Below are 11,639 nucleotides of genomic sequence, written 5' to 3'. Positions count from 1 at the left end.
GCGGCGGCCCGCGTCGTGACGAGGGCCAGGGCGGGCGTGGCGGCTACAGCAGCGGCCCGCGTCGTGACGAGGGCCAGCGATCTCGGAACGGCGGTGTGTACGGCCAGCGTCGCGACGAGGACCAGGGCGGACGCAGCGGCGGGAGCAGCGGCGGGAGCGGGTATGCCCCGCGTCGCGACGAGGGCCAGGGCAGGCCGATGCGTGAGGGATATAGCCCCTTCCGCAGTGACCGTGGTCGTAGCGAGTCGGAAGGCTCCACGAGCCGCGGGCGGGACTACGGCGAGAATCGCGATTCGCGCCCACGCCGCCCCGACTACGAGAATCGCCCGGGCCGTGACTCAGCGCCCGCGCCGCGCAATGATCGCCCTCGCACCCAGGAGCGCCCCGGGCGCGACGAGCGAGTCGGCGCCGCCGATCGCGGTCGGCCCGAGGAGCGACCGGCCCCTGAGCAGCGCGAGCGGACTGACCCGCGACCGCGTGATGCGTCCGCACCGGCGCGCAACCCCAGCGTGACGCGCAGCCGTGGCGTGTTCCGCACCCGCCCCAGTGGGCGTCCGAACTTCCAGATCCGCCCTCGATCTACAAGCGAGGAAAAAGAGTAGTCGCCGGCACGGCTGTGGTGGCTCTGTCACCACAGCCTACCGACATCGCTCCGCTACAAAAAGGGGGTGTGCATCAGGCTGGGAGCCTGACGCACACCCCTTTTGCCGTTGCGCCGGCATGTGCTGCCCGCGCCACGATGGGCCTACGCATGGATCGTCGCTGCATCGCGCATGAGCCGGCGGTGCTCGATCGCCATACAGCGATCCATCGCCACCAGCAGCCCGGCCTGCTGTGCCCGATCCGCCGCCGCCTTGTTGATCACCCCGAGCTGCATCCAGATCGCGCGCGCGCCGATGGCGATGGCATCCTCCACGATCTCCGGCACGAACTCGGAGCGGCGGAAGATCACCACCACATCCACGGGCTGCGTAATGTCGCGCAGCGAGCCGTATGGCCGCTCGTCGATGATCAGGCCGCTCAGGTTTGGGTTCACCGGGATAATATCGTACCCGTTGCGCTTGAGGAACCGCGCGACGCCGTTCGAGTCCCGCTCGGGGTCGTCGCTCATCCCAACAACCGCGATCGTCCGTGCATCCTTCAGCAGATTGCGAATCTCATTCTCAGACATCATTGCGTGACACTCCTTACATGTGCTCAACACCTATATCACATGTTATAGGTGCCATTCCCTGTGGATATAAACGTTTGATGACGAATGGTCAGACTCGTGCTGACATGTGTGATAGGTCCCGTCTCCGATCATTCCGCCTGCGATAGCCGAGACTTGACAATGCGAGGGTTGGTGCTATAAATGAGCTTGTCTCAGTTCTTCGTGACAAATTACACATCTCTGTGTCTAGAGGCAAAGGAAGGGTTCGATGAAGACGCATCTTCGGCTGTTTCTGCTCTCCGCCGTCCTTGGTGTATCGCTGCTGCTCACTGCCTGCGGTGGCAGTAGCACCTCCACTCCGGCCGCGAGCTCGGGCGGTACCGGCCCTGTGACCCTGGAGCTTGGCTCGGCGGGCGAGAACCTCGCCTTCGATAAGACGGAGCTGAGCGTCTCCTCGGGCCAGCAGGTGACGGTCAAGTTCACCGACAACTCGGCGGCCCAGCAGCACAACTGGGTGCTGGCGAGGGGCGGCGATGATGTGGCGCAGAAGATCGCTACCGAGGGTCTCGTCGCCGGCGCCGATAAGAACTACCTGCCCACCGACCCGGCTAACATCATTGCCAACACCACCCTGGCCAACGCCGGCCAGACGGTTGAGGTCACCTTCACCGCCCCGGCCCCCGGCACATACACCTTCTTCTGCACCGTCCCCGGCCACTACCCGCTGATGAAGGGTGTCCTGACCGTCAACTAGTGATGCCGGTCGCGGTTGAGCCATAACGAAGCCCCACTCGTCACGAGTGGGGCTTCGTTGCCGTCTATAACTGGCTTGTGTCGCCACAGATCTCATGAGCTCTTGTGGTGAGGGTGGCGTATCTGGACCAGGAAGTACTGCTCGATCTCGCGCGTGATGGCTATCTCCGCCGCGCTGATCGGAAGCTTCCGCACCTCCTCAAAAAACCAGGACACCATGCTCGACTGATGCTCCGCCGTCACGCCATTGCGGGGCAGGACACCATGCGCCCAGAGAAGCTCCTGATCAGCGAGTGAGGGAAGCTCAAAGATCAGCACGGCCCTCACCAGTTCATTCAGCCGCTCCACTGCGACCTCTGAGAGCCGGGTGATTGGCAGATAGTTCTCTTCGAGCCGCAGGCTGCGCTTGAGCTCAGGGTAGGCAACAAGCAGCCGGGATGCTACCTCGTTACAGAGCTCTTGCTGGTGGCTCCTGAGTTGGTCGGCAAGCCTGGTAGCTGCTATGCTTTCCATATGCTGCCTCTCTCATGATGCCTAGTTGTCATACGTCAACATTATAGCACTCTCTTAACTTCTTGTGATAGGGGGATTTCCCTTCCCCCTGGGGGTGAGTTTGCAGCGCGGCTAGCGCGCCGCAAACGGCAGACTCACATGGTAGACAGGGAGCCCCGCAAGCTCGCGGTACACGAGGAATGAGAGGCGTCGTGAGGTGGGCTCCCCTGTCACCTCGTAGCAGGCGTCGCCTGGGCAGGCCGCGCTGGCGGTAAACGGGATCAGTACGATCCCCCAGCGCTGCGCGTTGGCCCCATCGGCCGGCGGGAAGTCCTCGTACTTGAACCAGAAGATCCGCGCGACATCGCCGCGTGCGGCCAGGCGGGTGTAGACGGCCCGTAAGAAGGCGGCCTGTCCGGCCTCATTCTGCTGCCTGAAGGCTGTGTTATAGCCGATCTCAGTGATCCAGTAGCGGCGGGCGGGATCCTGCACGGCGGCGAGCGTGCTACGGATGCTAGTCAGCCGATCATCGATCAGGTCGGAGTCAGCCTGAAGGCTGAGCCGGATCTCCTCGGGGTAGGGGTGATAGCCGAGGCCGTCGAGCGGGTAGCTGCCATAGGTCTTGCGGTACTCCTGGAACGGCTCGCTCGCGACGGGCAGGCCGGTCTTCAGGCTGTAGCCGTAGAGCTGCCGCAGGTAGTCAGCGTCGCTCAGATAGCCCGGCTGGCCCTGCTCCAGGGTGCCCTTCGGGTGCAGGCCGCCCACGATCACCTGCACGCTGTCGCGCCAGGCCGCATTGTCGGCATTTTTGAACAGGCGGTAGAACTTCGTGTGCAGCCGCGCCGCCAGGGAGGCGGGCACCGCCTTCCCCTCGGGGGGCATGCGGTTCTGCTCGTTCAGGATCTCGTAGGCCTCCACCGCGCCCTCGTAGTGCGTGGCGATGCCGAGCGCTCGATCCAGCCAGCGCTTCATATAGGGGTTGACCGCGCCGCCATAGAGCGGGTCGGTTTGGAAATCGCTTACCTCGATACCGTTGTCGGGGTCGAGCGGGCCGGTCTCACGGACCACCCCGAATCCCAGCAGCCCCAGCACCTTCAGCCCGTGGCGCGGGGCCACCTCGTTGATGAAGAAATCGTAGCGCTGGAAGGTGCGGTCGAGGGCGTCTGCACCATCGCCCTCGACGAAGAACTCTAGTCGCACCCAGTGCACCCCCGTCTCCTCCAGGATCTGTCCCATGCGCTCCTGGGCCACCCGATTTGGCTCGTTGGGGAGGCCTGGGTAGGTGCCGAAGTCGTACCATGGGTCGCGGATCACCATCCCCATCAGCTCCGGGTTGATCGCCTGTGCGGGCGCTGTGGCCGCGCCCGTCGCCCCGCTCTGTGTGGCGCCGATCAGCGTCATGCAGACGCATGCGGCCAGGATGGCCGTGCGAAGTTTATGTGACATACTAGCTCCCGTGATGCTTACCTGCACAGAGATAAACGGCAGCCCCGGCCCATTCCCGTCTGCGCGGAAGTGTGCGATCAGTGCTACCATCTGCCTATCAGATCTGATGCCCCTCCGGCGCCGGTCGGCGGGTTGAATAGAAGGAGGACGATGATGAGCGATCTTAGCGCCCGGTTCGCACAGGCCGCCCAGGATGTCCAGCAGCTGCCGAAGCGCCCGGAGAACGATGTGCTGCTCAAGCTCTACGGGCTGTACAAGCAGGCCACGGCGGGCGATGTCAGCGGCGCGCGCCCCGGCGTCCTCGATATGGCTGGCCGCCTGAAGTACGACACCTGGGCGAAGCTGAAGGGCACGGCCTCCGATCAGGCGATGTCCGACTATATCGCGCTCGTCGAGCAGCTGAAGGGCGCTGCGTAGCCCCGCCACCAGCGGGGACGTGGCAGAATGTTCGGTTGCGTTGGGGGAATGTGCCGGCGAAGCCGGCACATTCCCCCAACGCAACACGGGTGTTCAGGACGGCAGCCCTCCATGTCCTGGCCCTGCACGGGCAGGTGCTGTAATATGTTCTTCATCGTATCCTGGTAGCATAGCTCTGTTATCGAAAGCCAACGTGGCCACTATCAGGGCGGCGAGGAGCCTCTCTATGGCGAGGATCATCTCGATTCACTCATTTCGCGGCGGCACCGGCAAGTCCAACACGACCGCGAACATCACCGCGCTGCTCGCCTCGCAGGGCTACCGCGTGGGCGTGATCGACACCGATATCCAGTCCCCCGGCATCCACGTGCTCTTTGGGCTCGACGACGCCCACATCACGCGCTCGCTCAACGACTACCTCTGGGGCGATTGCGAGATCGAGGATGCGGCCCACGATGTCACGGCGAGCCTGGAGCAGCCGATCAGCGGGAAGATCTTCCTGATACCCTCAAGCATCAAGGCCGGCGAGATCGCCCGTGTCCTGCGCGATGGCTATGACCCTGGACTGCTCAACGATGGATTCCAGCGCCTGATCGAGACCCTCGACCTCGATGTGCTGATGATCGACACGCACCCCGGCCTGAACGAGGAGACCCTGCTCTCGATCGCGATCTCCGACGCCCTCCTGATCATCCTGCGCCCCGACCAGCAGGACTACCAGGGCACCGGTGTGACGGTCGAGGTCGCCCGCAAGCTGGAGGTCCCCCGCCTGCTGCTGATGGTCAACAAGGTGCCGCAGACCTACGACCTGGCGGAGGTTGGCCGACGTATGGAGGAGATCTACGAATGCCCGGTCGCCGCTGTCATCCCGCACTCGGATGAGCTGATGACCCTGGCCAGCGCCGGGGTCTTCGCGCTGCGCTACCCGGACCACCCGGTCACCGCCGCCTACCGCCAGGTGTCCGCCAGGCTGATGGGGTGATCGCAGGGGTGGTGTGTAGATAGTGCTGCGGCGCGGCGTAGCCGCGCCGCAGCACTATCAGTTTCTGTGTGGGAGCGCGAAGCTCTGCCGCATCCCCGCCACCCTTCGGCATTTTTGCCGTTATAATGGTGGAACCGGTTCCGATTCCTGCAATGGGGCATTATGAGCGACACCGACTGGATCAGTGAGCGCGCGAGGCGCGGCATCGCCCGCCTGCTGCCGCGTGTGCGCAGCACATTCAATGACGACGCGGACTCCGACCCGGCTGCGTGGCGCGCCTTTGAGGCCCGGCTCACGCGGGAGTGGGAGCGGCTCTTTGGCCTGCTGATACAGCTGTACGGCTCCGAGTATGATTTCTTCTACCACCTCGAGCAGATCCTGGCGCTGGCGGCGCGCTCGTGGTTCGCCCGCCCGCAGTCGCTGCGCGACCTCGACGCGCGCCGCGAGGCCGACCCCGGGTGGTTCCACTCGCAGCGCATGGTCGGCGCGGTGCTCTATGTGGATCTGTTCGCCGGCAACCTGGCCGGGGTGCGGGAGCACCTGCCCTACCTCAAGCAGCTCGGCATCACCTACCTGCACCTGATGCCGCTCTTCGACGCGCCGGCCGGCAATAACGACGGCGGCTACGCGGTGAGCAGCTACCGCACCGTCAGCCCGTCGCTCGGCACAATGAGGGAGCTGTCCGATCTGGCGGCGACCCTGCGCGCCGATGGGGTCAGCCTGGTGGTCGACTTCGTCTTCAACCACACCTCCGACGAGCACGAGTGGGCGCGGCGCGCCCGGGCCGGCGAGCGCGACTACGAGGATTTTTACCTCATCTACCCCGACCGCAGCATCCCCGACCAGTACGACGCCACCCTGCGCGAGATCTTTCCCACCGTGCGGCGCGGCAACTTCACCTGGGACGAGGGGATGCATCGCTGGATCTGGACGACCTTCAATAGCTTCCAGTGGGACCTGAACTACCGCAACCCCGAGGTGTTCCGGGCGATGGCGTCCGAGATGCTCTTCCTGGCGAACAGCGGGGTGGAGGTGCTGCGCCTCGACGCGGTGGCCTTCATCTGGAAGCGCCTGGGCACCACCTGTGAGAACCTGCCCGAGGCGCACCTGGTGATCCAGGCCTATAACGCCCTGGCCCGCGTCGCCGCCCCGGCCCTGCTCTTCAAGTCCGAGGCGATCGTCCACCCGGACGAGGTGGTGAAGTACATCGGCATGGGCGAGAGCCAGCTCTCGTACAACCCGCTGCTGATGTCGCTCTGCTGGGAGGCGCTGGCCACCCGCGAGGTGAAGCTGCTGTCTCACTCGCTGCGCACCCGCTGGAAGATCGCCGACGGCTGCGCCTGGGTGAACTATCTGCGCTGCCACGACGATATCGGCTGGACGTTCGACGATGAGGACGCCCGGCTGGTGGGGGTTGACCCCTACGGCCACCGGCGCTTCCTCAACGCCTTCTACACCGGCGAGTTCCCTGGCTCCTTCGCCCGCGGGGTGCCCTTCCAGTCCAACCCGGAGACGGGCGACTCCCGCGTGTCGGGCACGCTGGCCTCGCTGGCCGGGCTTGAGCAGGGCGTCCAGGAGCATAACTCGATCCTGATCGACCTGGCGATCCGGCGCATCCTGCTGCTGCACAGCGTGATCCTGAGCGTCGGCGGCATCCCGCTGATCTACATCGGCGATGAGGTGGCCACGCTCAACGACTACGGCTATGTGAATGTGCCCGCCAAGGCCGACGATAGCCGCTGGGTCCACCGGGTGCCCTTCCAGTGGGAGGGGGCGGGCTGGAATGATATGGCCCGGCCCGAGGGCTACGTCTACAACGAGCTGCTGCGGCTGATCGCCCTGCGCAAGGGGCAGCCCGCCCTGGCCGGCGGCGACCTGTCGGTGATCGACACCGGCAGCCCGCACCTGCTCGGCTACATCCGGCAGCACGAGGGGCAGCGCCTGCTGCTGGTGGCGAACTTCAGCGAGTACCCCCAGAGCCTGAGCGCGAACCGCCTGCGGCTCTACGGGATGGGCTACCGCTTCACCGACCTGAACACCGGCGTGAGCGTGAGCGCCGGCGAGGTGCTGCCCCTGTCGCCCTACCAGTTTGTCTGGCTGGAGGCGCAGGGGTAGGGGCTGCTGTGTCGCTATAGCTCCGCTGTGCTACATGCTATACTATGCCCTGTGATCGCAGGCCTATGAACCCGCGTGGAGGCCAGGGCAATGTGGCAACGATTTCGCAGCTGGCTCGATCAACTCCCTTACCCTGATGGCCTGGAGCGGCGGCAGGCGGCGCTGATCCAGGTAGTTGAGATCAGCATCCTGGCCGGAGCGCTCCTGCTTGCGCCGTTCCCCTTCTTCGCGCCTATGGCCCTGTCTGGGCAGGCGATCATCGCGGCGCTCGTCGCGATGATCGCGGCCGTCGCCGCCGTGGCCCTGGCGCAGCTGCGCTCCGGCCGCGCCCAGCAGTCGGTGCTGCTGCTCTCGGTCGCGCTGGCCCTGCTGCTCAGCCTGATGCTCTACGGGAACACCCTTGCGCAGGGGGCGCTGACGATGTTCGCCTTCGGCCTGCCGATCACGATGGCGGGCATGATCGCCGGGCGCCGCGGCCTCGTGCTGGTGCTGGCCGTGAGCGTGGCGGGCGTGAGCGCGGCCGTGATCCTGGAGCGCGCCGGCGCGCCCGGCGCCGGCTTCGCCTCCGCCCAGGCGCCCAACCTCGCCTCGACGATCATCAGCTTCGCGGTGATCGCCTGCCTGATCGGGCTGTTTGTTGATCGGATCGGCGCGATTATGCGCGACGCCCTGGCGGCCCAGCGCGCCCGCGAGCGCGAGCTGGAGTCGATCTCGCGCCGCCTGGAGTCGACGGTGCGCGAGCGCACCGCCGACCTGGAGATGGCCCTCGGCTCCCTGGAGGTGCGCGCCGCCGATCAGGATCGCCTGCTGGCCGAGAACATCCGCCAGCAGCAGGCGATCCGCGAGCTGAGCGTGCCGGTCCTGCCGATCAGCGCGACGACCCTGGTGATGCCGCTGGTCGGCTCGCTCGACGGCGAGCGCCTGCTGATCGTGCAGGACCGCGCCCTGGAGGCGATCGAGCGCTCATCGGCCCGCCGCCTGCTGCTCGACATCACCGGCGTGCCCCTGATCGATAGCTACGTGGCCCAGGGGCTCATCCGCACGCTCCAGGCGGCGCGGCTGCTCGGCTCCGAGGTGGCCCTGGTGGGCGTGCGGCCCGAGGTGGCCCAGTCGATCGTCGGCCTGGGGCTTGATCTCTCTGGGATGCGCACCTACGCGGATCTCCAGAGCGCGCTGCGCTAGCGCCATTGCAGATTGCCGATTGCAGGTGAGGCTACGATACTCGATCTGCAATCTGCAATCTGCAATCTGCAATCTGCAATCGTAGAGAGGTAGAGGCGATGCCGACCACACTCCCCCCATTCCCCGACGACCTCGCAAAGCTGGCCTCCGCCGATCTGGCCCGGCTGGTGAGCGAGCTGCGGGCCGAGAATGCGCAGCTGCGGGCTGAGCTTGGGCAGCTGCCCTCGGCGTCCCAGAGCCTGCTCGACGATCAGCTGCGGCGCATATCGCTGCTCACCCAGCTGGCGATCGAGTTCCGCGAGGTGATCGGCATCGAGCAGATCGTGGAGCAGACGCTGCGCGCCCTTGCGGCGCACCTGGTGGCCGGCGCGAGCATCATCCTCGTGGGGCCGGGGAGGCAGATCGAGCTGGCCTCGACGGCTATCGAGGGCGGCGTGCAGCCGATCGCGCCCGATCTCGCCCGCGAGGTGGTTGAGAAGGGACTGGCCGGATGGGTGGTGCGCCACGGCAGCAGCGTGGCCCTCATGGATGTCGCGCGCGACCGGCGCTGGCTCCAGTTTAGTGAGCAGCACCGCAGCGGCAGCGTGATCGTGATCCCGATCCGCCAGGCGAACGTCACCCTTGGCGTGCTCACCGCCCACCGGCCCGCCGTCAACGCCTTCAGCAGCCACGACCTGATCATGCTTGAGGGAGTTTCCGCCCAGCTCGGCGTGGCGCTGAGCGCGGCGCGCTACCAGGCCAGCGAGCGGGTGCGCCGCGATCAGGCGATGACTCTGCTGGTGATGACCCAGTTTCTCTCCGCCGAGCGCAGCCTCGCCGAGCTCGCGGCGATGCTGAACGAGAAGGGCGCGGCCGTCTTCGGCGCCCGATGGGGCATTCTGTTCTTGATCGATGGCGATGATTATGGCACTGAGGCGACTCTGCACCCGGTGCTGCCCGGCCCCGCCGCCGAGTGGGCGGGGTCGGCTGATCTCGCCGGAGGGGCCGCCCAGATGGCCTGGGCCGGCCAGCGCATTGTCACCACGGCCCCGGTGCCCGATATGACATGCGTGGCTCTGCCGCTGACCCACCACGGGCTTATGATCGGCAGCTTTGTGCTGGTCCACGACGGCAAGTGCGGCTTCTCGGCCACCCTCTGGTCGCTGCTCACGGTGTTCACCCATATCGTCGCGGCGGCCTGCGCCAACGTGCAGCTGGTGGGCCGGCTCACCGGCCAGGCCTCCGCCCTTGAGCGACTGGTTGAGCAGCGCACCCGTCAGATGCAGGGCTCGCGCGATGCCCTGCGCGTGGTCTTCGATAGCCTGCCCGATGGCGTGATCCTGCTGGATTCGGACGAGACCCTGCTGGCCGCCAACCAGTTCTTCTGCGCGAAGATCGTCGGCCTCCACCCGCGTGATCTTGTCGGCCAGAGCTACGCGCATGTCTGGCAGCTGCTTGAGCGCCAGCCACACGTGCAGGTCACGCTGATGCCGGGCCAGGAGGCGGGCCACCAGCAGATGACGGTGCGAATCGGCGACCCGCCGAGCGCGCGCACCTTCACCGTGAGGCGCTCGCCGGTGGATGGCGAGGCCCATCGGGTTGAGCAGCACCTGGAGTTCTGGATCATGACGGGCTAGGTCGTGCGCAGGGCATGTGCAACGTCGCTGGTGGCTGAGGCCGCGTCGCGGGGGCCTGCGGCCGACCGCGATCCGGCGTCGGCGCCGGCCGACGCCCGGCGCAACGCGCCCCGCCGGCGCGACTTCAGCCGCCCGCCCGCATGCAAGAGTTTACGTCACACCCCATGTTCCTACTGGCTATGGTATCCTATATCCTATGCCAGATCTGATTACGACCCCCTCCGGGCTGCGCATCCTGGTCGAGGAGCTGCCACACACCTACTCGGTCTCGATCGGCTGCTTCGTCGGCGCCGGGGCGCGCCATGAGCACGAGGCCTACGGCGGGGCGGCCCACTTTATTGAGCATATGTGCTTTAAGGGTACCTCACGCTTCCCGACGGCCCGCCAGATCTCTGCGGCGGTCGAGGGGGTGGGCGGTATCCTGAACGCCTCGACCTCGTACGAGTCGACGGTCTACTGGGCTAAGGTGGCCACCATCCACTTCGACCGCGCGGTGGAGGTGCTGGCCGAGATGCTGACCTGCCCGACCTTCGATCTGCACGAGCTTGAGAAGGAGCGCCGCGTGATCATCGAGGAGATCCGCGGCCTGCAGGACTCGCCGAGCGACTGGGTTCACGAGCAGCTCCAGCGGGCCATGTGGGGCGCGCAGCCCCTCGGCCGCGATATCGCCGGCAGCGCGGAGACGGTGGCCGCCATCGGCCGCGCCGATCTGACGCGCTTCTTCCAGCGCCACTATAACGCGAGCACGACGGTGATCTCGGTGGCCGGCAAGATCACGGCCGCCCAGGTGGTCGCGAGCGTCGGGCGGGCCTTCGCCCGACTGCCCCCCGGCCTCCCTGCGGCCACGCCGCCCGCCCCTCGGCCCTGCCGCGGCCCGTATGTGAGCCTGATGCCCCGCGACGCCGAGCAGGGCAACTTCTGCCTCGGCGTGCCCGGCCTCTCCTACAGCGACCCGGACCGGCGCGCGCTCCAGGTGCTCGACTCGATCCTCGGCGGCGGGATGTCGTCGCGGCTGTTCCAGGTGCTCCGCGAGGAGAATGCGCTGGCCTACAGCGTCGGCTCCTACCACACCGAGCTCTCTGACGCCGGCATGTGGGTGGTCTACGGCAGCGTCGAGCCCGAGACGATGCGCGACGCCCTGGTGATCTGCCGCGATATGCTGGGTGACCTGCTGCGCCACGGGGTGACGGCCGATGAGCTGGCGATGATCAAGGAGCAGGTGAAGGGCGGCATCCTGCTCTCGCTGGAGGACACATGGTCGGTGGCCTCGCGCAATGGCGCGCACCTGCTGCGCTACGGCCAGGTGGTCCCGGTGGAGCGGGTCGTGGCCGAGGTTGAGGCGGTGACGGCGGAGCAGGTGCGCCAGGTGGCCCGGCGCCTGCTGCGCACCGAGGCCCTGCACCTGGCGGTGATTGGCCCCTATGAGGATGAGGACCGCCGCGAGCTTGAGGCGATTGTGGCGGCCGGGTGGTAGGAGCGCGTA

Annotated in this window: 10 protein-coding genes and 1 pseudogene; 8 read left to right on the top strand and 3 right to left on the bottom strand. The window is 66.6% G+C overall.

All coding sequences use genetic code 11. From position 1 onward, the window contains the following. Positions 1 to 602 (top strand): annotated as a pseudogene (locus K2Z83_RS16445) (hypothetical protein); the annotation flags it as partial. Positions 603 to 745: 143 nt separating this feature from the next. Here K2Z83_RS16445 and K2Z83_RS16440 read toward each other — a convergent pair. Beyond that, positions 746 to 1,174 carry a CoA-binding protein gene (locus K2Z83_RS16440; RefSeq protein ID WP_220596274.1) on the bottom strand — a complete coding sequence of 143 codons (429 nt, stop codon included), beginning with the start codon at positions 1,172 to 1,174 and terminating at the stop codon, positions 746 to 748. Positions 1,175 to 1,421: 247 nt separating this feature from the next. Between K2Z83_RS16440 and K2Z83_RS16435 the strand changes: the two genes are divergently transcribed. After that, positions 1,422 to 1,907, top strand: coding sequence for a plastocyanin/azurin family copper-binding protein (locus tag K2Z83_RS16435; RefSeq protein ID WP_220596273.1), 486 nt, complete (start codon positions 1,422 to 1,424; stop codon positions 1,905 to 1,907). A gap of 92 nt (positions 1,908 to 1,999) precedes the next feature. On the opposite strand, the gene K2Z83_RS16430 is transcribed toward K2Z83_RS16435, so the two are convergent. Together K2Z83_RS16430 and K2Z83_RS16425 are read right to left on the bottom strand one after the other, a co-directional pair. Continuing rightward, positions 2,000 to 2,419, bottom strand: coding sequence for a hypothetical protein (locus K2Z83_RS16430; RefSeq protein WP_220596272.1), 420 nt, complete (start codon positions 2,417 to 2,419; stop codon positions 2,000 to 2,002). A gap of 111 nt (positions 2,420 to 2,530) precedes the next feature. After that, positions 2,531 to 3,844 (bottom strand): glycosyl hydrolase, encoded by a 1,314-nt coding sequence (locus tag K2Z83_RS16425; RefSeq protein WP_255604090.1) that lies wholly within the window; start codon positions 3,842 to 3,844, stop codon positions 2,531 to 2,533. A 153-nt stretch (positions 3,845 to 3,997) separates the two neighbouring features. On the opposite strand from K2Z83_RS16425, the gene K2Z83_RS16420 reads away from it, so the two are divergent. The 6 genes from K2Z83_RS16420 to K2Z83_RS16395 all read left to right on the top strand — a co-directional run bounded on the left by K2Z83_RS16420 (position 3,998) and on the right by K2Z83_RS16395 (position 11,630). Then, positions 3,998 to 4,261 (top strand): acyl-CoA-binding protein, encoded by a 264-nt coding sequence (locus K2Z83_RS16420; RefSeq protein WP_220596302.1) that lies wholly within the window; start codon positions 3,998 to 4,000, stop codon positions 4,259 to 4,261. A gap of 226 nt (positions 4,262 to 4,487) precedes the next feature. Continuing rightward, positions 4,488 to 5,243, top strand: a complete 756-nt coding sequence (locus K2Z83_RS16415) for a MinD/ParA family protein (protein ID WP_220596271.1) — start codon at positions 4,488 to 4,490, stop codon at positions 5,241 to 5,243. A 162-nt stretch (positions 5,244 to 5,405) separates the two neighbouring features. After that, the gene (locus K2Z83_RS16410) at positions 5,406 to 7,358 is read left to right on the top strand and encodes an alpha-amylase family glycosyl hydrolase (protein ID WP_220596270.1); all 1,953 of its coding nucleotides are present in this window, start codon (positions 5,406 to 5,408) and stop codon (positions 7,356 to 7,358) included. 90 nt (positions 7,359 to 7,448) lie between these two features. Beyond that, positions 7,449 to 8,540 carry an STAS domain-containing protein gene (locus tag K2Z83_RS16405; RefSeq protein WP_255604088.1) on the top strand — a complete coding sequence of 364 codons (1,092 nt, stop codon included), beginning with the start codon at positions 7,449 to 7,451 and terminating at the stop codon, positions 8,538 to 8,540. A 98-nt stretch (positions 8,541 to 8,638) separates the two neighbouring features. Continuing rightward, entirely contained in the window at positions 8,639 to 10,156 is a 1,518-nt protein-coding gene (locus K2Z83_RS16400) for a GAF domain-containing protein (protein WP_220596269.1), read from the top strand. A gap of 196 nt (positions 10,157 to 10,352) precedes the next feature. After that, on the top strand, positions 10,353 to 11,630 hold the full coding sequence (locus K2Z83_RS16395) for a pitrilysin family protein (protein WP_220596268.1): 1,278 nt from the start codon (positions 10,353 to 10,355) through the stop codon (positions 11,628 to 11,630). Positions 11,631 to 11,639: the final 9 nt, after the last annotated feature.

This window comes from Oscillochloris sp. ZM17-4 (assembly GCF_019599295.1).
Lineage (GTDB): Bacteria > Chloroflexota > Chloroflexia > Chloroflexales > Chloroflexaceae > Oscillochloris.
This window is presented reverse-complemented; position numbering and strand designations above follow the sequence as displayed.